This is a genomic window from Pseudoduganella umbonata, assembly GCF_014192225.1.
Lineage (GTDB): Bacteria > Pseudomonadota > Gammaproteobacteria > Burkholderiales > Burkholderiaceae_D > Rugamonas > Rugamonas umbonata.
Map to the genome: position 1 here is coordinate 357,517 of NZ_JACHXS010000007.1, position 21,552 is coordinate 379,068.

Consider the following 21,552-nt stretch of genomic DNA (forward strand, 5'->3'; position numbering starts at 1 on the left):
TATGCAAGAACTTTGCCCGCTCAACCATTGTGGGATCCGGCGAACTTTTCAGTTGAAAGCTGCTCGGCCATACGCGTAGAATGGCCGATCGCCGTTAAAAAGTTCTTGTAGGAAAAGACAATGTTGAGAAAGAATCCTATCCTCCATGAGCTGGCCATCCGCCCGCTGCAGCGGGCTTCCTGGGCCGGTCCTTACGCCATCCTGCTGCGCATGCTGCTGATCGGCCTGGGCGTGCTGTCGCTGTCGCGCATCGGCCTGATGGCATGGCAATGGCAGCGTGTCTCGGCCGAAGGCATCCCCGGGCAGATGCTGCTGCAGGGTGTGCGGGCGGACCTGATCCTGCTCGGCTACCTGCTGGCCGTGCCGCTGCTGCTGGCGCCACTGCTGGCCTACCGCCGGCTGGCCACGCTGTGGCGCGGGCTGACGCTGGCGTGGGCAACGGCCGCACTGGTCTTCGTGGTTTTCATGGAATTTTCCACGCCGCAGTTCGTGATGCAGTACGACGTGCGGCCGAACCGCCTGTTCGTCGAATACCTGTCCGACCCGGTCGAAGTGCTGTCGACCTTGTGGAACGGCTTCCGCATCGCGGTGATCCTCGGCATGGCCGGCACGATGCTGCTGGGCGTGGCCATCCACCGGCTGCTGCGCGCCGGGGCGGCGCGGGTGACGATGTGGCCGGCCTGGAAGGTGCTGCTGACATGGCCGCTGATCTGCCTGGCCGTCGTCATGCAGATCCGCTCGACGACCGCCCACCGCCCGGCCAACGCGGCCCTGTTCGCGCTGACCAGCGATGCGATGGTCAATTCGCTGATCATCAATTCGCCCTGGTCGATGCTCGAAGGCGTGGCCTCGATGATGGAAGAAAAGACCTCGTCGGAAATCTATGGCGACATGGACCGGGCGCGCGTGCTGGCCGAGGTGAAGAAGGTGCCGTGGCTGCGCGACGTGCGCTTCACCGACCCGGCCATGCCCACGCTGCACCACCAGGAACCGGCGATCCGCCGCGACCGGCCGCTGAACCTGGTGATCGTGCTGGAGGAAAGCCTGGGCGCGACCTTCGTGCAGTCGCTGGGTGGACTGCCGCTGACGCCGGAGCTGGAAAAACTGAAGAACGAGGGCTGGTGGTTCGAGCAGCTGTATGCGACCGGCACCCGGTCGGTGCGCGGCATCGAGGCCGTGGTGTCGGGCTATGCGCCCACGCCGGCGCGCAGCGTCGTCAAGCTGTCGCTGTCGCAGACCAACTTCTACACACTGGCAGCCGGGCTGGGGCAGCAGGGCTACCACACCGAATTCGTGTATGGCGGCGAGGCCCACTTCGACAACATGCGCAGTTTCTTCACCGGTAACGGCGTCCAGAAGATCGTCGACCGCAAGCAGATGAAGCCGGCATTCACCGGCAGCTGGGGCGCCTCGGACGAAGACCTGTTCGACAAGTCGCTGGAACGGCTGAAAGCCCTGCACAAGGAAGGCAAGCCGTTCTTCAGCCTGATCTTCACGTCGTCGAACCATGAACCGTTCGAATTCCCGGACGGGAAAATCGCGCTGCACGATGCGGACAAGCAGACGGTGAACAACGCCGTCAAGTACGCCGACTTCGCGCTCGGCAAGTTCATCGCGGCGGCCAAGCGGGAGGACTACTGGAAGGACACCGTGTTCCTGATCGTGGCCGACCATGACAACCGGGTGTACGGCAATGCGCTGGTGCCGGTGAAGAAATTCCACATCCCCGGCCTGATCCTCGGTGCCGACATCGCGCCGAAACGCATCGCCACGATGGCCAGCCAGATCGACCTGGGCCCGACGCTGCTGTCGCTGATGGGCGTGGCCAGCGAACACCCGATGATCGGGCGCGACCTCGTGCGCGACAGCACGTCGCCGGGCAGGGCGCTGCTGCAGTTCGATAATTACTTTGCCTACCTGGAAGGCAGCACCGCCACGATCCTGCGGCCATCCGGCAGCCCGCTGCTGGGACGCTACGACATGGCGACGGGCGAATTCGACAACGATGCGGCCGGCAAGCCCACGGCGGCGCAGGTGGAGCGCGCGATGGCGCACGTGATGCTGCCGTCGCTGCTGTACCGGGAAGGCCTGTACCGGCTGCCGCCCGGCAGATAGCCGTGTGTCATGGCTTGCCGAAGCCGTATTTCGCAAGGATCTGCTGGCCGGCACCGGACGCGGCGTAGTCGGCGAACTGGCGCGCCAGTGCCGGCTGCGGGGCATTGGCGATGACGGCAATCGGATAGCGCACCGGCGTCGCGGTTGGAATCGTGGCCACGGCTTTCACCTTGCCTTTTTGCGCCATCACGTCGGTGGCATAGACGAAGCCCGCATCTGCTTCGCCGCGCGCCACATAGTCGAGGCTCTGCCGCACCGAGGTGCCGAAGACGAATTTCGCTTCCAGGCCCGGCCACAGCCCCGCCTTCGCCAGCGCCTCTTGCGTGTAGCGGCCGATCGGTACGCTGGCCGGATTGCCGGTGGTCAGCCGCTGCGCGCCGCGCAGGTCCGCCAGCGAGGCGATCCGGCTGCCCGCCGGCACGACCAGCACCACCGTATTGCTGACGAAATCGCGCCGCGTGCCGGGCGCGATCAGTTTCCGGTTCTCGGCCTTGTCCATGGCTTCCTGGTCGGCGGATGCGAACACGTCCACCGGCGCCCCCTTGGCGATCTGCTGTACCAGCGGGTCGGACGCGGCAAAGTTCAGCAGCACGCGATTGCCCGGGTGGGCCGCCTCGAACGCCTGCGCCAGTTCCTTGAATGCGTTGGTCAGGCTGGCGGCCGCGGAAACGGTAATGTCGGCTGCGCTGGCCAGCATCGGGATAGCCGCCGTGAATACCGCGGCAAGGATTTTCTTTCGCATCGTCGCTCCAGATGGTGTGGAAAGCGCAATATACATGAGTATATAGCGCTGCCGCCAGCGACCCGTTGTCACGACTCCCGATAGCCAGGTGGCGTAGTCGGGCAATCATGGGTCGGGTCGGCGTGTGGGGGGATTGCCTGGCTTGACGGCTTTGCCGCGAGCTGGTGCGGGGCCGGTGCGCGCCGGGCGGCGCGATAGGGTACGGAGGCGCGAGCGCACCGGGGCACCGATTGAATGGTGCCCCGGTGCGCAGCAACGACGCCTGGCTTATTCCTGCTTGTCTTTCAGTGCCTGCAGCTGCTCGCGTAGTTGCGGGCCGTTGAAGTGGGTGTAGTCCTTGTTGAACTCGGTCTTGATCAAGTCTTTCAGCTGCGGATCGATGACCGTGCGCAGCGTGCCCAGGAACTGTGGCGACGCGGAAATGACCAGTTGGGCAAAGCGGCCCTCCTGGTGGGCCTTGCTCAGGTAGGAGGAAATATCCTTGGCGAATTTCACCGCCTCGGCCTCGTTTGGCGTGACAGCTGGCTGGTACTGCTTGTTCGGCGCACCGGAATTGGCATTGTGCGGGATGCCGGGCGCCTGGTTGCCGCTGCCGATGTTGTGGCTGCTCTTGGCGGCGGCCGTCGGGCCGGCCTGGTCGGTCATGACATCGGAGATGCTCTGCCTGGCGCCGGGGCTGACCATGTCTTCGATCTCCTGCAGAGGTTCGGTCAGCGCGGATTCCTCGAAGATCCTTGCCCGGCCCGCATTGGCCGTGATAATCCAGGTTGGTTTCATGCTATTCCTGTCTCGGTATGTGATCGTGAATAGTATGTTTCGGCGATGGGGCACCGCCGGAAACAAGCGCAGTGCCATGAAGTCCGCATGCCCGCCGCGCGGGCCAGGAACGCCGGCTGCCATCCGCATGCCGGTCATGGCGAGGCCAGTATAGCCTCGGCGCCGGAACCCCGGCGCACCAACGCGGCGGGGCGCCGACCGCACGCCAAACAGCCGGGCTGCCGGTGCGCGAACCGTGCGCGCGCCGGCGCGCGACTTGCGCACAATGTGCCGATTCCAGATCACAGGAGGCCATGATGGCAAACGAACAGAAAGACTTGCAGAACGGCGGCGGCCAGGACGCCGGCAATTCGCAACGGGCAACGAACCAGGATACGCTGGCCGAGCAGGGCGCCCGGCCGGTGCCTGCGCAGCCTGCACCGGCGGCGCCGGGTGCCCAAGTGGTGGGCGCCGCCGGCGGTACCGATGCATCGGCGGCGGCGAAGCAGTCCGGTAATTCCGGCCCCGGCGGCAAGGGCTTGCGCGATGACGGTGTCGACGCGACCGGCATGCCGGGCACGCCGGGCGGCACGGTGTCCGCCGACCGGATGAGCCCCGCGACCGATTCGGCGGCGGCCGGCGGCACCGGGTTGGGCGAGGCGGCCAGCGCCGCCGATACCCGCACCGGCACGGGTACGTCGTCCGGCCACGGCACGTCGCTGACCGGGGGCGGGCAGCAGCCCTGACGCTGCCTGCGGCCGCTCAGCCGGCCGGCTGGGCGGCAGGCCGCTGCGTGGCGACCCGCTCATCCGGCTGGGCGCCCGTGGAAAACTTTTCCTGCATGTATTCGAGGAACACCCGCACGCGCGGGCTGAGGTGCTTGCGGCTTTGCCAGGCCAGGTAAAGCGGTTCCTGCCCTGGCGGCTGGAATGCCGTCAGCACCGGTACCAGGAGCCCCGCGGCGAGGTCGTCGCCCACATGGAAGCGGGCCAGGCGAACCAGCCCGAGCCCTTGCCGCGCCAGTGCCAGCAGCATGTCGCCCTGGTTCGCGCCGAGGTTACCCTTTGCCGTGACCATGCGGGGCCCGTCCTCCTGCATCACCGGCCACAGGTTCCAGTCGGCGCGGTGGCTGAAGTTGATGCAGTTGTGCCGTGCCAGGTCGTCCGGCGTTTGTGGCGTGCCATGGCGCGCCAGGTAGGCGGGGGCAGCGCACACGATCCACGGGCTGTCGAGCAGGCGCCGCGCCACCAGCGAGGAATCGGGCAGCGGGCCGCCCTGGATCGACACGTCGATGCGCTGCTCGACGAAATCAACCGGCTCATTGGTCAGGTGAAACTCCACGCGCAGCTTCGGGTAGCGGGCCAGGAACTCGCCGATCACTGGCGCCAGCTGGTGCTTGGCGAAGCTGACCATCGAATGCACGCGCAGCGTGCCGCTGACCGTGCCCGAGCAGGACAGCACGGCGTTTTCGGCGCTGCTCAGGGCCGCGAAAATCTCCTGTCCTTCCTCGTACAACACCCGGCCTGTGTCGGTAGGCGTCAGCATGCGCGGCGTGCGATGGAACAGCCGCACGTCGAGCCGGTCCTCCAGCCGCGAAACCAGCTTGCTCACTGCCGACGGCGACAGCGCGAGGCGGCGCCCGGCCGCTGAAAAGCTGCCCGTCTCGACCGCCGCCAGGAACACCTCCAACTCGCTCAACTGAATCGTCACCGGCTCTCCGCTGCTGTGAATTTTCGTCATAACCCATTGACGATTATCGCATTGCGGGCGTACCCCCGCGCGCCGCAAGATAGGACATCACCGTGCGTACAACGCACCTTCCCAGCGACAAAACAAGGAGATCCAGCGTGTCCAAGTCCACCGAACGTACCCACCCGAAAAACCTGGTCGGCTTCCCCCAGCCGATACCGCGCTTCGCCATCAACGACCTCGTCGTGCCGGATGCCGTGCCGGAGGACGAACGCGAATGGGTGCCGCAGGCCCCGAACGTGTGGTTTCGCCCGCTGATCCTGAACGTGACGCAGGGCTATTTCGTCAATGTGCTGCGCGTGCGCAAAAGCGGCGTGCTGTCGCGCCACCGCCATGACGGCCCGGTGCATGCCCACGTGCTGAAGGGCCGCTGGTATTACCTCGAGCATGACTGGACCGCGATCGAGGGCTCGTATGCCCACGAGATTCCCGGCGAGATCCACACGCTGTACGTGCCGGAAGACGTCAGCGAAATGATGACGCTGTTCCACGTGACGGGGGCTTACACCTACCTCGACGAGGAAGGCAGGCCGGTCGGCTATGAAGATGTGTTCACCAAGCTCGAAGCCGCGGTGAAGCACTACGAGGCGGTCGGCCTCGGTACCGATTACGTCCGGCGCTTCATCCGGTAACGGCAGCACCCCGGTTCCAGCAGCGCTAGCCCGAAACAGGAGACAGCCCGCCGTCCGGCGGGCCAGAACAATCAAAAGGAGCAGCAACATGAGTACCGACACCAGCGGCATCGCCGGCGCCCTCGCGGGCACCACGGCCCAACCCGATGAACAGTCCAGGCAACCGTGCACCGAACAGGCCGCCGTTTACCGCAAGGTCAACCTGCGCCTGATCCCCTTCCTGTTCATCTGCTACGTCGCGGCTTACCTCGACCGTATCAACATCGGTTTCGCGCAACTGCAGATGAAGGCCGACCTGGGCTTCAGCGATGCCGTCTACGGCCTGGGCGCCGGCATCTTCTTTTTCGGCTATGCGCTGTTCGAGGTGCCCAGCAACCTGCTGCTGGAAAAGATCGGCGCCCGCAAGACGCTGTTGCGCATCATGGTGCTGTGGGGTCTCACTTCCGCCGGCATGATGTTCATCACCACGCCGACCCAGCTGTATATCGCCAGGTTCCTGCTCGGCCTGTTCGAAGCGGGTTTCTTCCCGGGGATCATTCTTTACTTCACCTATTGGTATCCTTCCGGCATGCGCGCCAGGATCATTGCGCTGTTCATGTCCGGCATGGCGGTGGCGGGCATCATCGGCGGGCCGCTGTCGGGCTGGATCATGAACGACATGGCCGGCGTCAACGGCTGGGCCGGCTGGCAGTGGATGTTCCTGCTCGAAGGGTTGCCGGCCGTGCTGCTCGGCGTACTGGCCTGGTTCGTGTTGCAAGACCGGCCACGCGACGCCTCCTGGCTGTCGGCGCGCGACAAGGAAGTGATCGAGAGCACTCTCCAGCAAGACCGGCAGGCATTGGGCCCGGCGCACCATGGCTCGCTGCGCGACGCCATGCGCGATCCGAAAATCTACATTCTCGCGTTCGCGTACTTCACGTTTATCGCCGGTACCTACGTGATCACGTTCTGGCTGCCGGCCATCGTGAAGAGCTTCGGCGTCAGCGATCCGCTGCGCATCGGCTTGCTCACGGCCATCCCGTACATCATCGGTGCGATCGGCATGGTCGTGCTGGGCAAGAGCTCGGACCGGACCCGGGAGCGGCGATGGCATGCGGCCGGCGCGGCTTTCCTCGGTGGCGCCGCGCTGGTGGTCTCGACACTGGTTCCCGGAAACCTGACGCTGGCACTGGTTGCCCTGTCATTCGCGGCCATCGGCATCCTCGCGACGATGCCGCTGTTCTGGGCGATGCCTGCGGCCTATCTGTCCGGACCTGCCGCGGCTGGCGGGATCGCGCTGATCAATTCGCTCGGCCTGGTCGGTGGCTTCGTCAGCCCGTTCGTGATCGGCTGGTTCAAGACCACGACGGGCAGCGTCGACGGTGGCTTGTATTTTGTGGCGGCAATGATGGTGCTGGGCGCGATCGTGCTGCTGGTGGGCATTCCGGCAAAGTCGCTGCGCGAGAAGCGCACGGGCTGAACGGGGATGCAAAAACGCCGCCCGCGGGCGGCGTCGTGTGCTCAGGCAGTCGCGATCAGGCAGTGGCGGTCAGATCACGCCCTGCGCCAGCATCGCATCGGCCACCTTGACGAAGCCGGCGATGTTCGCGCCATCCACGTAGCTGACGCTGCCATCCGGCCGCGCGCCGTACTTCAGGCAGGCCGCATGGATGCCCTGCATGATCTGCAGCAGGCGGGCGTCCACTTCCTCGCGCGGCCAGCTGAGGCGCTCGGCGTTCTGGCTCATCTCCAGGCCGGACGTGGCGACGCCGCCGGCGTTGCTGGCCTTGCCCGGCGCATACAGCACGCCGGCGGCCTCGAAGGCTTTCGCCGCTTCGATGGTGGACGGCATGTTGGCGCCTTCCGCCACGCACAGCACGCCATTCCTGATCAGGGTGGCGGCATCGTCCGCATCCAGTTCGTTCTGCGTCGCGCAGGGCAGGGCTACGTCCACCGGGATGTGCCATGGCCGCACGCCCGCTTCGAACCGGCTGCCGGTGCGTTCGGCATAGTCGCTGACGCGGCCATACAGATGATTCTTCACCTCCATCAGCACGGCCAGCTTTTCCGGCGTGAAGCCATCCATGTCGATCACGGTGCCGCTGGAATCCGAGACGGTGACGACCCTGGCGCCCAGTTCCATGGCCTTTTCCACCGCGTATTGCGCGACATTGCCCGATCCGGACACGCTGACCCGCAAGCCTTCGAAAGAGCGGCCACGGGTTTTCAGCATCTCGTCGGCGAAATAGACGGTGCCGTAGCCGGTCGCTTCCGGGCGGATCAGGGAGCCGCCGAAGCTCAGGCCCTTGCCGGTGAACACGCAGTCGGCACGGTTGCTGAGCTTTTTCATCATGCCGGCCATGTAGCCGACCTCGCGGCCGCCCACGCCGATGTCGCCGGCAGGCACGTCGGTGTCCGAACCCACGTGGCGGAACAGTTCGCTCACGAACGCCTGGCAGAAGCGCATCACTTCGCCCGGGCTCTTGCCTTTCGGATCGAAGTCCGAACCGCCCTTGCCGCCACCCATCGGCAGCGTCGTCAGCGCGTTCTTGAACGTCTGCTCGAACGCCAGGAACTTCAGCACGGACAGGTTGACCGACGGGTGAAAGCGCAGGCCGCCCTTGTAAGGACCGATGGCCATGCTGTGCTGGATGCGGTAGCCGCGATTCACCTGCACCTGGCCGTGGTCGTCGACCCAGGAAACGCGGAACATCACGACACGCTCGGGCTCGACGAGGCGGTCCAGCAAGCCCTGCTCGGCATATTTCGGGTGCGCTTCGATGAATGGCCAGAGGCTTTCCATCACTTCGGTAACGGCCTGCAGGAACTCAGGCTGGCCGGGATTGCGGTCGGCAACGTGGTGCAAGAACTGGTGTACGGAGGCGTATTTCATTGGTGATCCCAAAGAACGAAAGGCGTCGCTGCGGGAGTGACGGTGGAAAGATGGCACATAAATGGTGCATTTGCGCACCATTTGTGTGCATAGCAATCCGATCATAACAAATAAAGAAGCTTCGGCAAAATCGGGCCCGGCGAAATTTTAGTGGGTCGGATGCCTGCAATCGTAATGTGGATTGCTGGAAGTGAAGGGTGTTCGGCCGAACGGCCATGTGTCGTCTGGTTATACTGAACGGCATCCTGGCGCGCAGGACGGGCAGGGTGCGGTCCCCGTTGCGGCATCGGCACCGGGCATGGCGGCGCGACGATGCTCGCCCCGCGGGATTGTCCGGTGTAAGCTGTTTGTATTGTCACTTCAACCCTGAAGGAATCTTATGAAACCGCTGTTCTCCTCCGACGAGGAAGCGAACGCAGCCTCCGTGGCGCCCGTGGCAACCGCACCCGTCTTCCCGCCACTGGCAACTTCCGGCACGGCGGACAACCTGCCGGTATCGCGTCCGGAGGCGAGCGCAGCCCCGCTGGTCCCTGTCGATATCTCCAGCATCGATGACAAGGCCATCGAGGGCCTGGGCGGCTCTACCGGCGCCGGTGTGGCGAAGGTGTCCGCGAAGCTGCTCGGCACCGTCCGTGCGTCGGATGCGGATGTGTTCGGCACGCAGCTGAATGAACTGATCGCCACTTCCAAAGGGCTCGATCCGGCCAAGCTGCGTTCCGGCGGCATGATGTCGCGCCTCACGAACATGTTCGGCTCGGTCAAGGAAAAGATGTTGTCGCAGTACCAGGTCGTCGAATCGCGCATGGATACCCTGGTTGCCGAGATGACGCGCCATGCCAACGTGCACCGGGGGCGCATCCAGGATTTCGACGAGATGTACAAGGGCCTGGAAACGTACTACCAGGGCCTGGATACTGACGTCAGGAAGGGCGAAGACTGGGCGGTGAAGCTTCGGCAGGCGGTTGCGCAGCAGCCCGCGCCCGCGAATGCGTTCGAGGCACAGCAGGCTACCGAGCTCAAGCGCCGTCTCGAACGTCTCGAAAAGCGCATCGACGATTTGCGCCGCGCCATGCTGATGGCGACCCAGATGGTGCCCCAGATCCGGCTGTCGCAGGATAACGCCCGCGCGCTGACGGATACCTTCACGGATATCGTCAACGTGTCGATTCCGGCGTGGCGCAACGTGTTTTCGCTGTACCTGCTGCAACTGGAGGCCAAGCAGAGCGCGGCGGTCGCCAATGCCGCCTACGACGCGACCGACGCGGCCTTCCGTGCCCAGGCCGACATGCTGCTGGAGAATACGGAGACGGTTGCCCGCGCCAAGCAGCGTTCCCTGGTCAGCCTGGAAACCGCCCAGCACGTCCAGACGCAGCTGGTGTCGGCATTCGACAAGCTCGAGCAGATCTCGAACGAAGGCCAGCAACGCCGCAAGGATGAGCTGCCGAAACTGCAGGAGCTGGAGCGCGAGCTGATTGCGCGGTTCTCGGCGACGGCATCGTCGCCTGCCGCCTGAGCATGGCCGCCGCCGATTGATCCACGGATGCATTCCAGCGAAAATAGCATTTTCACCACCAAAGGAAACTCATGTCGACGACGCTTGCAACCGGCCATCGCATCAACCTCGAAAAATCCGCTCCTGGCTTGAAGCGTGTTCGTATCGGCCTCGGCTGGAAGGTCAATGCCGCCGACGGCCAGCCGTTCGATCTCGACTCATCGGTATTCCTGTGCAGGAAGAACGCGGACGACCACCCGGTCATGCTCAGCAACGCGCACTTCGTTTACTACAACCACACCACCTCCCCGGATGGCGCCGTGGTGCACTCCGGCGACAACCGCACGGGTGACAGGGATGGGGACGACGAAGTCATCACCGTCGACCTGGCCAGGGTCGAGGCCGAGGTCGTGGAGATGCCGATCGTGGTCACCATCCACGACGGGGAGGCGCGCAAGCAGACCTTCGGCCGCGTCAATGACGCCTACGTGAAGGTGTACAACGACGAGACCGGCGAAATCCTCGCGCAATACGACCTGGACGAGGACTACTCGGACAAGACCGCACTTCAGTTCGGCTCGCTGTACCGCAAGGATGGCGAATGGCGCTTCCAGGCCGTTGGCGCCGGCTTCAAGCTGAACCTGGCGACCTTCATCCGCAAGCTCGGCGGCACCGTCTGAGGACGGGCGCGCCTTCCTGCCGCACCGCCTTGTGCCGGGCAACGCGCTGATGGTTCCCGATGCCGAGTGACCGATGACACACCAGATACCGAAGGCATTCGATTTCGACGAGGAGGCGGAACCTCCCGCCGACCCGGCCCGCCGTCCAGTCGTGCCGCAGGCGTTCGACTTCGGCGACACGGAAGATGGCGCGGCGGCGCCCGCCAGCCAGGGTCCACCCAAGGCATTGTCGTTCGACGATTTTTCGCCACCGCCGGCGCCTCCGGGCCCGCCCGGAAGTGCCGTGGCCAGGGCGCTGTTCGACAGCGAGGACCATCCGGCGGTGCGCGATGCACTGGCCGCTGCCCGGTCCGACTTTCCTGCATTGTTCGAGCACTCGGAGCAGCGCCTCGCCGCCTTGTTCCGCCACATCCTGCCGGTCAGGCTGTCACTGGTCACGGAGTGGGCGGAGCGGCCGTTGATGGAGCAGGCTGCGCTGCTCCAGCCGATTACCGAGCTGGTCCTGAAGTTCGCCCGGATGGCGGTGCCCGCGCTGCTGGATGACGCGCTTGAAAGTACCCGGGCGACGCCCGGCGTGCTCGGCAAGCTGTTTCGCCGCCCGGCATCGCCTGCCCGGTTCAAACCCGCGCTCGCGGCATCGCGAACGCAGCTCCTGCAACTGATGGCGGACAGCGAAGTCGCCATGCGCAACCTGGACGAGTCGGCACGGAACCTCACCCTGCACTGGGCTGTACTTGCCGTCGTGAGTCAGCTTGCCGGTGGCGCGGCGGATACAACGTTGCGCGATGCGCTCATGCAGCGCCGCACGCTGATCCAGCAGGCCATGCGCCAGGCTGAGCTGTCGATGCTGCAGATGGGGCAGGTACGCCAGCAGGCCGCCGACCTGATCGGCCAGGTGTCGTCCTTCCTGACGGTGACGTTGCCCGCGCTGGAGATGGCGCAGGCGCAGGGCGGTCCCCTCAAATGAAAACGCCACCCGAAGGTGGCTGGAAGGTCCTGTTACCTGCGCTTACTTGTCGGGCGAGCTTGCTGCACGGGCACGGAGATGATTTCCCTGCCTGTAAGTGCGCTTGGGGTGGATGACCATGCGTTCGACCAGGTCCGCGAGCGCTTTGCTGTGATACAGGTCCATGCACTTCAGGAAATCGAACCTGACTTCATGAATTTCCGGCTCGACGAGTGGGTTGGAATAGTCTCGCGCCAGATACCTGTCCACCAGTGACTTGATGGCATCGGGACTTTTCTCGAGGTCGAAATACGTCCAGTCACGCAGCGCGCCGATGCTGCTTCCCGTATCCTTGGCCGCGCCCGCGTCATTCCGATAAGCCTGTGCCATGCAGGTTGCCAGTACCATGTCCTTGTAGTTCTGGGCATGGGTCCGGGCCCCGGCCTCCGGAGAGTTCTCTTTCAGGTCGGCGGCGTGAGACGTCAATGACAGCAAAGTACACATCGTCAGGGTCAGACGGAACGGAATCGATTTCATCGCAAGCGCCAGAAATTCGCACGATCCGTGCGGAACTTTGCTTCGGGCTCGTTGAAGTAACAGTGATCGTAGCAGGATCTGCCGTCGAAGAGAGTCGCATGACCTTGCGCGTCCGACCAGCCTGACACTTCGAACAGGATCACGCCTTTCTTGCCTTTCAGAGGGCCACCGTCGGCAGCAGGATATTTCACGACCTCGGGTTTGCCCCTACCAGGGCAGTTCCACTCCACTATAGGATCTGAAGGATCCGCTGTCGGCAGGCGTCAGCGCATCGAGTACGCGCAGCATGTCGGCAGCGGCATCCTCGGCCGGTCGGCCGATGACCTCGCCGCGAAACGGCTGCGACAGGCGCGAGTTGACGGTACCCGGATGCAGGGCAACCAGCACGCTGTTTTTCTGGCTGCGTGCGGCTTCGATGGCGGCTGTCTTGACGAGCATGTTGAGCGCGGCCTTGGAAGCGCGGTAGCTGTACCAGCCACCCAGCCGGTTGTCGCCGATGCTGCCCACTTTCGCCGACAGCATGGCCATGATGGCGCGCTCGCTGGCGAGCAGCGGCACGAAATGGCGCATCACCATTGCGGGACCAAAGGTGTTGGCCTGGAAAGTTGCCTGCATTTGCCGGTTATGGAGATCGGCCAGCCGCTTTTCCGGCATGAACTCCTCGCTGTGCAATATCCCCGCCGCATTGATGATCAGGTGGAAGCGCGCTTCGGTCCCAAGCACGCGCGCCGCCTCGGCGACACTGTGTTCGTCGGCAAAGTCGATCGGCGGCGTCGAGTGGCGATGCAGGCCATGCACCGATGCGCAGTGCGGCGAATGCTTCAGCAGGTCGACGAAGGCCGCGCCGATCGTGCCCGAGGCGCCGATGACCAGTGCGTTGAACTGGTGGGGGAGACTGTTCATCATGATGGAATGTCCCGTCTTTGACAGCGCGTGAAGGGGGCCATGATACGCCGTGCCGCACGACCATGACGCAGCGTCAGGCCGAGTGTGCGCCGATGGCAGCCTGTTTCGACTTGCTGAGGGAGCCCAGTGCCTTCCGGTACGACCATTCGACCAGTTCGGCCAGATAGGCTGCAGGAAAATGGCTGACCTGCGTGATGGTGACCCAATGGAAACGTCCCATATAACGGGCCGGTTTGACACCCGGGATGCCGGTCAGCTCGACAAAACGGTCGGACGAGACGCGGATGCTGAACCGCCACTTCTCCGGCTCGCTCGTCTTGAAGTAAGCAAAGTTCTTCCCGTCGAGGGAGTAAGTCAGGATGTTGCTCGGCTCCCCATGAAGCGTTTCCATCGCGCCAGCGAGGCCTCGACACAGTTTTTTCAGTTCTTCGACATTCATGGCGGGCCGCGGGAGGCATTCGATCGATGTGATATCTCGTCGTTATCTTAACCGGGGGGCCGCCACCGGATCGCTGCCGCCGTCGACTGCATCGCACGCCGCTGGCTGAACGAGCGGCTGACACGGGTAAGTGTTGTTAAAATCCGCCATCGCCTTCCGGCGCCCACTTTCAGGAGTACAAAATCCTACGTTTTCTCGTCAGAGCGGCGATCCGCAAGCCAAAGCTGATGATCGCTGTCGTGTTATTGCTGCTGGTGGCGTTGGCCGGCGCGATGACCTACACCGGTTTCCTCGTCATCGGGGTCCTGGCCGATCTTCTCGGCACGGGGCGGTTCCTGGCCGGGCTGCTTCTAGGCGTTCTCTTTGCCAGGTTCCCCTGGATGAGCAAAGGCAAGCTGCGCATCGTTGGCCTGTTGCCCAAGCCCGCCCGTCGACCGCTCATCGTTGGCCTGCTCGGACTGAGCCTGGTGATTTTCCTTTCTCGAGGCGAAACCGTGCCCGCGTTGTTTACGGGTTTCGCCACCGCTTTTGTTATCGGATTCCCCTGGCTGAGGCGCGCCATATTCGATCGGATGTTGTCGTCGGTCTTCAACTTCACAGGCCAGAAGCCCTCCAAAGACACCGATGACGGCGTGATCGATGGCGAATTCAGGGAGAAGAAAGACTGAGGGGCGAGCCCTTTCGAGGTAGCCAAGGTTTCATTGCCATGTGCTACAGTCGGATCCGTCGAATGTCGATGTTCGCCGGGGGATCCCATGAAACGGCTATTGTTCGCGTGCCTGTCGCTGACGTTCATGGTGCCGCTGCCTGCCGCCGAAAATCCGCTGCCGGGAGCCTACACGGTCGGCTTTGCCAGCTTCGGCCCGTCTCGGACCGACCTGTTCATCGCGCGCGGCGATGGCAGCGGCGTTCGCCCCCTGCTGTCGGAATCCTGGAACAACTATAACGCCGCGCTCTCGCGCGATGGCAAGTGGGTCACCTTCACTTCCGAGCGCGGAGGATCGGCCGACATTCACCGCATGCGCATCGACGGCAGTGCTCGCGAGTTGCTGGTTGGCGGCCCGGCCTTCGACGACCAGTCGGTACTGTCGCCCGACGGCGGCAAGCTGGCCTTTGTATCGGACCGTGGAGGCCAGCCCGATATCTGGGTACTGGATCTCGGGACACGCGGGCTCACCAATGTTACCCGGCACGCTGGCGGTGACTTCCGTCCGTCCTGGTCGCCGGATGGCCGATGGCTGGCATTTTCCTCGGACCGCGATTCAGCCAATCCGCGGCTCAGTTTCAGTATCCTGCATTCCACGTCGATCTATGTGGTGCGGGCGGATGGAAGCGGACTGCGCCGCATCGGCAAGACCGGTGAATTCGAAGGCAGTCCAAGCTGGTCGCGCGACGGCAAGTCGGTCGTCTTCTACGCATGCGATATCGCCAACGTCAACAAGATCGTCCATCCCAAGCGCTTGCGTGGCGTCACCCAGCTCATGTCGATCGACATCGCCAGCGGTGCGCGCACAGGATTGACCGAAGGTCCTGGCGAAAAAACTTCGCCGCACTGGCTGGAAGACAAAAAACTCGCATTTGTACGCGGAGGCCCGGAAGGCGGTCTGTCGCTCGCGACCGGCGAGACCGTGCTGCGCGGCGAGGTCAGCAGCCCGAGCTGGTCAGCCGATGGCAGGCGAATGGTATTTCACCGCGAAGCGGACGCCCGCTGGCCGCCATCCCAGCGGTGGAAAAGCCTGGACCCGGCCTTCAAGCTGGTACGCACCGGCGTGTTTCCCTCGTGGTTGCCCTCTGGTGAGCAGATTGTGTTGAACGACAAGACCGCCGGCATCCTGCACAACGACATCATCAGCGTTGCCGCCGATGGCAGCAGCCAGCGCACCCTGTTCCACGATGAAAAGCGCAGTGCGCTTGCGCCGGAAGTATCGCCTTCCGGGACCCGGATTGCCTTCGGTCTTGGCAATTTTTTCCAGGGCACGCAAGGACGGGCGCTGGCCGATATCGCACTCATTAATATCGATGGCAGCGGTTTGACCATCTTGACCGATGGATCGGGGAACTACGGATTGCCGAGCTGGTCACCGGACGGCAGCCAGATCGTTTTCCGGGGTGCCGGCAATGGCGAGGGACGGGATGGCTTGCTGATTATCGATGTGGCCAGCCGCGCTGTGCGCCATATTCCCGGCACCGTCGTCAAGGATAACTTCCCCTCGTGGTCGCCGAAGGGCGACCTCATCAGTTTTACCAGCAACCGCGATGGCGATTACGAAATCTATACCGTGCGCCCGGATGGGACCGGGCTGAGACGCCTTACCAATATTCCGGGCAACGATGCCCACAATAGCTGGTCGCCGGATGGGGAATGGATCGCCTTCGCCAGCGGCACCCATGGTTTTCGTGACGAAGCCGTGCTGCATCCCTACAATCCCCAACCTTATGGCGAAATCTACGTCATGCGCGCAGACGGCAGCGACCGGCGCAGGCTGACCAACAACCAGTATGAAGAAGGCACGCCGAAATGGTCACGTGTGCCTTCCGAGAGACCGGCCCATCCTTGAGATCGGAGCCCTGGCTATGCAAGCCGGGCCTGCCGATCGGGTGAACGGCAGCGGGTATGCGTCCGGCGTAGCGGACGTTTCGCCGGCGCTGAAATTAGCCCCTGCTGCTGCAAAGCAATGAGCTAACATACGGCTCCCAGCACAGCCACCTCGCCCCATGAAACGCAAGCTCCTTTCTGTCACCATCGCCGGCCTGGCCATTGGGGCCCTGGCATGGGCGCTGGTGCAGAACATGCGAGGTCCGGCCCTGGCCGGCTACCAGGTCGCCGTGCAGCCGCTGGTGCAGACAGTCGTGGCGACCGGCCGCGTGGCGGCCTTGTCCCGCGCACAGGTCGGCAGTGCGGTCACCGGCGTGGTCGTCGAGCGGCGCGTGCGGGAGGGCGATATGGTGCGGCCCGGCGATGTGCTGGCGGTACTGCGCGCCGACGATCTCGCGGCATCGGTGCGCGAGGCGGAAGCCTCGCTGGCACAGCTGCAGCAATCGACCCGTCCACAGGCGCAGGCCAGCCTGCGCGAGGCCCAGGCGAGACTGGCACAAGCCAGCCGCGAAGCCACGCGTCGCCGCGATCTCTTCCGGCAGCAGATGATCACTCGCGAGACGATGGAACAGGCGATACAGGCGGAGACCGTCGCCCGCACGGCGGTCGAGCAGGCGCAACTGACCGTCCGCTCGCTGGTGGCCGGCAATCCCGGCGAGACAGCGGCGCGCGCCCGGGTCGCCAGCGCCAGGGCCCAGCTGGCTAAAACCACCATCCGCGCCGAAGTCGCCGGCACCGTGCTGATCCGCAACGCCGAGCCGGGCGACCTGGTACAGCCCGGGCGGGTCCTGTTTGAAATCGCCCGCACCGGCGACACGGAAGTAGTGGTGCCGCTGGACGAAAAAAACCTGGAAGTGCTTGCCGTCGGCCAGGCGGCCACGTGCATTGCCGACGCCAACCCCGGGCGCCCGTTCCCTGCCAGGGTCAGCTTCATCGCCCCCAGCGTCGATCCGCAGCGCGGCACTATCGATGTTCGCCTCGCGGTCAATCCCGTCCCCGGTTTCCTGCGCGAGGGCATGACCGTTTCCGTCAACGTGGAAACCGGGCGGCGCGACCGTGCCATCATCGTGCCCAACGACGCACTGGCCGCGGCGGACGGCAATCAAGCCACGGTATGGCTGGTCAGCGACGGCCGCGCCGTGCGCCGCCAGGTACGGCTCGGCCTGCGGGGCCTGACCCAGACGGAAGTCACGGCCGGGTTGCGGGGCGGCGACCGCGTGCTGGCCGACGCGCAGGCCACGCTGGAACCGGGCGACCGGGTGCGCGTCGTGCCGACTGCCCTGACCGCCGACCCTGCCACGCGCAAGGAACTTCCGGTCAAGCTGGACTGACGCGATGTGGATCGAGTGGACCATTGCCACCAGGTTCCTGCGCGAGGGCAGGGTGCAGAGCACGCTGATCCTGGTCGGCATCGCCGTGGGCGTTGCCGTGATCGTCTTCCTCACGGCGCTGATTACCGGACTGCAGGCCAACATCATCAACCGCACGCTGGGCACCCAGGCCCACATCAAGGTACAGCCTCCCGAAGAGTACAACCGCATCTTGCCGCCGGCGCCGGGGACCACGCAGCTGCTGCTCGAGAGCAAGCGCGCCCAGCGCCTGCGGTCGATCAATAACTGGCAGCAGGTGCGCGACGTGCTCGACACGATGCCGGGTATCGCGGCCGTGTCGCCGCTGATCTCGGGGCCGGCGTTCGCACGCCGTGGCGCGGCGCTCCAGTCGGTGGCGCTGGTCGGCATCGACGCGCAGCGCTACCTGCGCATCATTCCGGTCCAGGAAGACATCGTCGCCGGCGTGTTTCGCATCGGCGCGGGCGACACCGTGATCGGCAAGCAGCTGGCGACCGACCTCGGCATGCGGGTGGGCGACAAGCTGCGCCTGGACGGAGGGCAGGGCCGGGAGAGCGTGGTGAACGTCGCCGGCATCTTCGAACTGGGCGTGCGCGAGCTGGATGCGCGCTATGTGTACCTGGACATGAAGCAGGCGCAGTCGCTGCTCAACCTGCCCGGGGCCGCGACGATGATCGACGTGACGGTGGATGAGATCTTCGATGCGCAGTCCATCGCCCAGCGGATTGCCCGACTCACGGGCCTGAAGGCGGAAAGCTGGATGGAAACCAACAGCCAGCTGATGAACGCCTTGCGCTCGCAGAGCCTGTCCACGCAGATGATCAGCGCTTTCGTGGCCTTGAGCGTGGCGCTGGGTATTGCCAGCGTGCTGTCGGTGAGCGTGGTGCAGCGGACCCGTGAAATCGGCATCCTGCGCGCGATGGGAACCACGCGGCAACAGATGCTGGGCGTCTTCCTGGTCCAGGGCGCGCTGTTCGGCCTGGCCGGTTCGCTGCTCGGTGCGCTGGCCGGGTATGGCCTGGTGAGCGCTTTCAATATTTTCGGGCCCAAGCTGTTCTACATTCCCGTCGACCCATGGCTGCCGGTGGCCGCGACCGCCCTGGCAACGGTCACCGGCATCCTGTCGGCCGCCGTGCCGGCGCGCCGTGCCGCGGCGCTCGATCCGGTGGAGGCGATACGCCATGTCTGAACACATGATTGAGCACAATCGCCGCGAAGAAGTATTGCGGCTGGACGGCCTGCGGAAAAGCTACAACATCGGCAAGCCCACCGAAGTGGAAGTGCTGCACGGCCTCGACCTGCGGCTGCAGCGCAGCGACTTCGCGGCACTGGTGGGCGCTTCCGGTTCGGGCAAGAGCACGCTGCTCAATGTGCTCGGCCTGCTGGACCGTCCGACGGCGGGCGAGCTGGTCCTGCTCGGCGAGCCTACCAGGAAGATGGACGACGCCCGGCGCACGGCGCTGCGCGGCAGCGCGATCGGCTTTGTCTTCCAGTTCCACCATCTGATCCAGGCCTTTACCGCGCTGGAGAACGTGCTCATGCCGCTGATGGTGGCGACGGGCAAGCCGACGCGGGAACAGGTCGAACACGCCCGGACCCTGCTGGCCCAGGTTGGCCTTGAAGGGCTCGACCAGCGCAAGCCCGACCAGCTTTCCGGCGGCCAGCAGCAGCGCGTGGCCGTGGCCCGCGCGCTGGTCAGCCGCCCGGCGCTGTTGCTGGCCGACGAACCGACAGGCAATCTCGACACCAGGTCCGCCGCCGAAGTCTTCCAGCTGTTTCGCCAATTTAACGAGGAGTTCGGCTGCGCGGTGTTGCTGGTGACGCACGATCCGCGCATGGCCGAACAGTGCGATCGGACGATCACGCTGGTTGATGGCAATATCGAGAGCGATATAACACGGGGATAGAAACGCGCAATGCGCCTGATGCGCACGAACCCGACACAGCGGTGTATCGCAATTTGAATTCATTTCTTAAGGATGTACAGGTTTTGATGCACGCTAGAACGGCACTATTCAAGAATACCGGCATTGCACTCGCAGCCTTCGTGGGAGGTGGCTTTGCCACCGCGTACCTGGTTCGCAAGAACATGCGCGATGCAGGGCATCCAAAGGAAGCAAGCGAGGCGCTCGTCATATTTGGAAGTATCGGCGCCGCATTTGTAGTAGTTGCTTCGCGCACCCCACCTGACTTGATATCGTCCCTGTTGGGTATTGGGATTCCTCAGTTCGTACTGCTACTGGCAGTTCTCAGGCTTACCCGGTATGGTGACTTCTCGGAGGCTACGTCAAATGGTGCTGAACTGCGGTCGAACTGGCATGCGTTCGCAGTCGGGGTGGCGGTGAACCTTTTGTTGAAAGGCCTGTTCTATTGCACAGGCATGCTTTGGGCCTAGCGCTGTCGGGTGGTGCGGCCGAGGGCACGCTCGAGCGCATCGGCAAGACACTGACTTCCGGGATGTCATCGAAGCCGGGCGCTGGAACTCCGTCGTCACGCTCTCTGCGAGCGGAATCTGTCACGCAAGGAACGCAGGTTCATGGCCGCGGGCAGGCAGGAAAAAGAATGACGCAACAAAAACGCCACCCGAAGGTGGCGTTTTGCGTTGCTGCTGAATTCTTGGTGGCCCGGGGCGGAATCGAACCACCGACACAAGGATTTTCAATCCTCTGCTCTACCAACTGAGCTACCAGGCCAAGAGGCCGCATTATAGCAGCTCGCTGCAGAGTTGCAATAGGGTTTGCAAGGTTCCGCAAGCGCCACGATCAATATTTGCTGCCGAATCAAGGATGAATTGCCGAAGAGCTGCTTTTTCTCAACAAAAAACAGCGGCATCATGCTGTTCATCGAACCCAAGGAGAACACCATGCAAGAACACATCCCCGCACTCGGCCTCGGCACGTTCCGCCTGCAAGGGCAGGTGGTCGTCGATTCCGTCCGCGCCGGGCTGGAGCTGGGCTACCGCCACGTCGACACGGCGCAAATCTACGGTAACGAGGCCGACGTGGGCAGTGCGATCGCCCAGAGCGGCGTCCCCCGCGCCGAACTGTTCGTGACGACCAAGGTCTGGACGGCGAACCTGGCGGGCGACAGGCTGGCCGCCAGCCTGCGCGAAAGCCTGGACAAGCTGCGCCTGGAGCAGGTCGACCTGGCGCTGATCCATTGGCCATCGCCGCAGGACGCGGTGCCGGTCGCCGAGACCATGCATGCGCTGCTGGCGGCGAAGCGCGCCGGGCTGGCGCGCCGGATCGGTATCTCGAACTTCACGATCCGCCACATGCAACAGGCGATCGGCGCCATCGGCGCCGGGGAAATCGCCACCAACCAGGTCGAGATCCACCCGTTCCTGCAGAACCGCGCGGTGGTGCGGTTCGCGCGCGAGCACGGCATCCACCTGACGGCCTACATGCCGCTCGCCTACGGCAAGGTGATGACGGACCCCGTGATCGCGGCCATCGCCGGGCGGCACGGTGCGACTCCGGCGCAGGTCGCGCTGGCCTGGTCCCTGCGGCAGGGCTTTGCCGTGATTCCATCGTCGACGAAACGGACCAACCTGGAAGCGAACCTCGCCGCGGCCCGCATTGCGCTGTCGGACGAGGACATGGCCGCCATCGCGGCGCTGGAGGCAAACGGCCGGATCGCCGATCCGGAAGGCATCGCGCCCGTGTGGGACTGAGCCGCTGGCGGTCCGCGCCGGCCGTCGGCACCGCCGCGCGCCCCGTCAGCCACCGATCGTTATAATGG

General features: G+C 64.4%; 22 protein-coding genes and 1 tRNA gene. 14 read left to right on the forward strand and 9 right to left on the reverse strand.

All coding sequences use genetic code 11. The features are described 5' to 3' along the window. Window positions 1-120 precede the first annotated feature (120 nt). Window positions 121-2,115, forward strand: a complete 1,995-nt coding sequence (locus FHS02_RS19415) for an LTA synthase family protein (protein ID WP_229422332.1) — start codon at window positions 121-123, stop codon at window positions 2,113-2,115. Window positions 2,116-2,122: 7 nt separating this feature from the next. On the opposite strand, the gene modA is transcribed toward FHS02_RS19415, so the two are convergent. Continuing rightward, the gene (modA, locus tag FHS02_RS19420) at window positions 2,123-2,857 is read right to left on the reverse strand and encodes a molybdate ABC transporter substrate-binding protein (RefSeq protein ID WP_137315972.1); all 735 of its coding nucleotides are present in this window, start codon (window positions 2,855-2,857) and stop codon (window positions 2,123-2,125) included. A 267-nt stretch (window positions 2,858-3,124) separates the two neighbouring features. Continuing rightward, entirely contained in the window at window positions 3,125-3,634 is a 510-nt protein-coding gene (locus tag FHS02_RS19425) for a host attachment protein (protein WP_137315973.1), read from the reverse strand. Between the two features lie 293 nt (window positions 3,635-3,927). Here FHS02_RS19425 and FHS02_RS19430 point away from each other — a divergent pair, with 293 nt between their 5' ends. Next, window positions 3,928-4,359 carry a hypothetical protein gene (locus FHS02_RS19430; protein ID WP_137315974.1) on the forward strand — a complete coding sequence of 144 codons (432 nt, stop codon included), beginning with the start codon at window positions 3,928-3,930 and terminating at the stop codon, window positions 4,357-4,359. 16 nt (window positions 4,360-4,375) lie between these two features. Here the strand turns inward: FHS02_RS19430 and FHS02_RS19435 are convergent, their stop codons facing one another. After that, window positions 4,376-5,323 (reverse strand): LysR family transcriptional regulator, encoded by a 948-nt coding sequence (locus tag FHS02_RS19435; protein WP_175424907.1) that lies wholly within the window; start codon window positions 5,321-5,323, stop codon window positions 4,376-4,378. A 137-nt stretch (window positions 5,324-5,460) separates the two neighbouring features. On the opposite strand from FHS02_RS19435, the gene FHS02_RS19440 reads away from it, so the two are divergent. Together FHS02_RS19440 and FHS02_RS19445 are read left to right on the forward strand one after the other, a co-directional pair. Then, window positions 5,461-5,994, forward strand: a complete 534-nt coding sequence (locus FHS02_RS19440) for a 2,4'-dihydroxyacetophenone dioxygenase family protein (RefSeq protein WP_137315976.1) — start codon at window positions 5,461-5,463, stop codon at window positions 5,992-5,994. An 88-nt stretch (window positions 5,995-6,082) separates the two neighbouring features. Next, a complete protein-coding gene (locus FHS02_RS19445) occupies window positions 6,083-7,453 on the forward strand; it encodes an MFS transporter (RefSeq protein ID WP_137315977.1) in 1,371 nt (456 codons plus the stop codon). Window positions 7,454-7,522: 69 nt separating this feature from the next. On the opposite strand, the gene gdhA is transcribed toward FHS02_RS19445, so the two are convergent. Then, complete coding sequence (gdhA, locus tag FHS02_RS19450) at window positions 7,523-8,866, reverse strand: NADP-specific glutamate dehydrogenase (RefSeq protein WP_137315978.1); 1,344 nt, start codon at window positions 8,864-8,866, stop codon at window positions 7,523-7,525. A gap of 379 nt (window positions 8,867-9,245) precedes the next feature. Between gdhA and FHS02_RS19455 the strand changes: the two genes are divergently transcribed. From FHS02_RS19455 to FHS02_RS19465, 3 genes are all read left to right on the forward strand, one after another. Next, window positions 9,246-10,379: a toxic anion resistance protein gene (locus FHS02_RS19455; RefSeq protein WP_137315979.1), complete on the forward strand. Its 1,134-nt coding sequence runs from the start codon at window positions 9,246-9,248 to the stop codon at window positions 10,377-10,379. A 71-nt stretch (window positions 10,380-10,450) separates the two neighbouring features. Next, window positions 10,451-11,038: a TerD family protein gene (locus tag FHS02_RS19460; RefSeq protein ID WP_137315980.1), complete on the forward strand. Its 588-nt coding sequence runs from the start codon at window positions 10,451-10,453 to the stop codon at window positions 11,036-11,038. A 73-nt stretch (window positions 11,039-11,111) separates the two neighbouring features. Then, the gene (locus tag FHS02_RS19465) at window positions 11,112-12,005 is read left to right on the forward strand and encodes a hypothetical protein (protein WP_137315981.1); all 894 of its coding nucleotides are present in this window, start codon (window positions 11,112-11,114) and stop codon (window positions 12,003-12,005) included. 42 nt (window positions 12,006-12,047) lie between these two features. On the opposite strand, the gene FHS02_RS19470 is transcribed toward FHS02_RS19465, so the two are convergent. The 4 genes from FHS02_RS19470 to FHS02_RS19485 form a co-directional block, all read right to left on the reverse strand. Then, complete coding sequence (locus tag FHS02_RS19470; protein ID WP_137315982.1) at window positions 12,048-12,521, reverse strand: type VI secretion system amidase immunity protein Tai4; 474 nt, start codon at window positions 12,519-12,521, stop codon at window positions 12,048-12,050. Further along, window positions 12,518-12,751 carry a T6SS effector amidase Tae4 family protein gene (locus FHS02_RS31970; RefSeq protein ID WP_307722170.1) on the reverse strand — a complete coding sequence of 78 codons (234 nt, stop codon included), beginning with the start codon at window positions 12,749-12,751 and terminating at the stop codon, window positions 12,518-12,520. The genes FHS02_RS19470 and FHS02_RS31970 overlap by 4 nt, the downstream gene beginning before the upstream one ends. After that, the gene (locus FHS02_RS19480) at window positions 12,729-13,424 is read right to left on the reverse strand and encodes an SDR family NAD(P)-dependent oxidoreductase (protein WP_217496995.1); all 696 of its coding nucleotides are present in this window, start codon (window positions 13,422-13,424) and stop codon (window positions 12,729-12,731) included. The genes FHS02_RS31970 and FHS02_RS19480 overlap by 23 nt, the downstream gene beginning before the upstream one ends. Before the next feature lie 76 nt (window positions 13,425-13,500). Further along, entirely contained in the window at window positions 13,501-13,866 is a 366-nt protein-coding gene (locus FHS02_RS19485; RefSeq protein WP_137315984.1) for an MmcQ/YjbR family DNA-binding protein, read from the reverse strand. A gap of 227 nt (window positions 13,867-14,093) precedes the next feature. Here FHS02_RS19485 and FHS02_RS19490 point away from each other — a divergent pair, with 227 nt between their 5' ends. The 6 genes from FHS02_RS19490 to FHS02_RS19515 all read left to right on the forward strand — a co-directional run bounded on the left by FHS02_RS19490 (window position 14,094) and on the right by FHS02_RS19515 (window position 20,206). Beyond that, window positions 14,094-14,534, forward strand: coding sequence for a hypothetical protein (locus FHS02_RS19490; protein WP_137315985.1), 441 nt, complete (start codon window positions 14,094-14,096; stop codon window positions 14,532-14,534). Between the two features lie 87 nt (window positions 14,535-14,621). Next, the gene (locus FHS02_RS19495; protein WP_137315986.1) at window positions 14,622-16,424 is read left to right on the forward strand and encodes a TolB family protein; all 1,803 of its coding nucleotides are present in this window, start codon (window positions 14,622-14,624) and stop codon (window positions 16,422-16,424) included. 157 nt (window positions 16,425-16,581) lie between these two features. After that, entirely contained in the window at window positions 16,582-17,793 is a 1,212-nt protein-coding gene (locus tag FHS02_RS19500; protein WP_137315987.1) for an efflux RND transporter periplasmic adaptor subunit, read from the forward strand. Window positions 17,794-17,797: 4 nt separating this feature from the next. Further along, window positions 17,798-19,000, forward strand: coding sequence for an ABC transporter permease (locus tag FHS02_RS19505; protein WP_137315988.1), 1,203 nt, complete (start codon window positions 17,798-17,800; stop codon window positions 18,998-19,000). Next, window positions 18,993-19,718: an ABC transporter ATP-binding protein gene (locus FHS02_RS19510; RefSeq protein WP_217496855.1), complete on the forward strand. Its 726-nt coding sequence runs from the start codon at window positions 18,993-18,995 to the stop codon at window positions 19,716-19,718. The genes FHS02_RS19505 and FHS02_RS19510 overlap by 8 nt, the downstream gene beginning before the upstream one ends. A gap of 86 nt (window positions 19,719-19,804) precedes the next feature. After that, a complete protein-coding gene (locus FHS02_RS19515; RefSeq protein WP_221403900.1) occupies window positions 19,805-20,206 on the forward strand; it encodes a hypothetical protein in 402 nt (133 codons plus the stop codon). A gap of 222 nt (window positions 20,207-20,428) precedes the next feature. Here the strand turns inward: FHS02_RS19515 and FHS02_RS19520 are convergent. Further along, window positions 20,429-20,504: transfer RNA gene (locus tag FHS02_RS19520), tRNA-Phe, on the reverse strand. Window positions 20,505-20,674: 170 nt separating this feature from the next. Here FHS02_RS19520 and dkgB point away from each other — a divergent pair. Further along, complete coding sequence (dkgB, locus tag FHS02_RS19525; protein ID WP_137315990.1) at window positions 20,675-21,484, forward strand: 2,5-didehydrogluconate reductase DkgB; 810 nt, start codon at window positions 20,675-20,677, stop codon at window positions 21,482-21,484. Window positions 21,485-21,552 lie beyond the last annotated feature (68 nt).

Bases quoted from the DNA above. Each gene is read 5' to 3' on its own strand.
- FHS02_RS19490 (WP_137315985.1), top strand. From the start codon at position 14,094: ATGATCGCTGTCGTGTTATTGCTGCTGGTGGCGTTGGCCGGCGCGATG.
- gdhA (WP_137315978.1), bottom strand. From the start codon at position 8,866: ATGAAATACGCCTCCGTACACCAGTTCTTGCACCACGTTGCCGACCGC.
- FHS02_RS19430 (WP_137315974.1), top strand. From the start codon at position 3,928: ATGATGGCAAACGAACAGAAAGACTTGCAGAACGGCGGCGGCCAGGAC.
- FHS02_RS19495 (WP_137315986.1), top strand. From the start codon at position 14,622: ATGAAACGGCTATTGTTCGCGTGCCTGTCGCTGACGTTCATGGTGCCG.
- FHS02_RS19510 (WP_217496855.1), top strand. From the start codon at position 18,993: ATGTCTGAACACATGATTGAGCACAATCGCCGCGAAGAAGTATTGCGG.
- FHS02_RS19455 (WP_137315979.1), top strand. From the start codon at position 9,246: ATGAAACCGCTGTTCTCCTCCGACGAGGAAGCGAACGCAGCCTCCGTG.
- FHS02_RS19470 (WP_137315982.1), bottom strand. From the start codon at position 12,521: ATGAAATCGATTCCGTTCCGTCTGACCCTGACGATGTGTACTTTGCTG.
- FHS02_RS19415 (WP_229422332.1), top strand. From the start codon at position 121: ATGTTGAGAAAGAATCCTATCCTCCATGAGCTGGCCATCCGCCCGCTG.
- FHS02_RS19465 (WP_137315981.1), top strand. From the start codon at position 11,112: ATGACACACCAGATACCGAAGGCATTCGATTTCGACGAGGAGGCGGAA.
- FHS02_RS19485 (WP_137315984.1), bottom strand. From the start codon at position 13,866: ATGAATGTCGAAGAACTGAAAAAACTGTGTCGAGGCCTCGCTGGCGCG.
- FHS02_RS19480 (WP_217496995.1), bottom strand. From the start codon at position 13,424: ATGAACAGTCTCCCCCACCAGTTCAACGCACTGGTCATCGGCGCCTCG.
- FHS02_RS19425 (WP_137315973.1), bottom strand. From the start codon at position 3,634: ATGAAACCAACCTGGATTATCACGGCCAATGCGGGCCGGGCAAGGATC.
- FHS02_RS19445 (WP_137315977.1), top strand. From the start codon at position 6,083: ATGAGTACCGACACCAGCGGCATCGCCGGCGCCCTCGCGGGCACCACG.
- FHS02_RS19460 (WP_137315980.1), top strand. From the start codon at position 10,451: ATGTCGACGACGCTTGCAACCGGCCATCGCATCAACCTCGAAAAATCC.
- modA (WP_137315972.1), bottom strand. From the start codon at position 2,857: ATGCGAAAGAAAATCCTTGCCGCGGTATTCACGGCGGCTATCCCGATG.
- FHS02_RS19515 (WP_221403900.1), top strand. From the start codon at position 19,805: ATGCACGCTAGAACGGCACTATTCAAGAATACCGGCATTGCACTCGCA.
- dkgB (WP_137315990.1), top strand. From the start codon at position 20,675: ATGCAAGAACACATCCCCGCACTCGGCCTCGGCACGTTCCGCCTGCAA.
- FHS02_RS19500 (WP_137315987.1), top strand. From the start codon at position 16,582: ATGAAACGCAAGCTCCTTTCTGTCACCATCGCCGGCCTGGCCATTGGG.
- FHS02_RS19505 (WP_137315988.1), top strand. From the start codon at position 17,798: ATGTGGATCGAGTGGACCATTGCCACCAGGTTCCTGCGCGAGGGCAGG.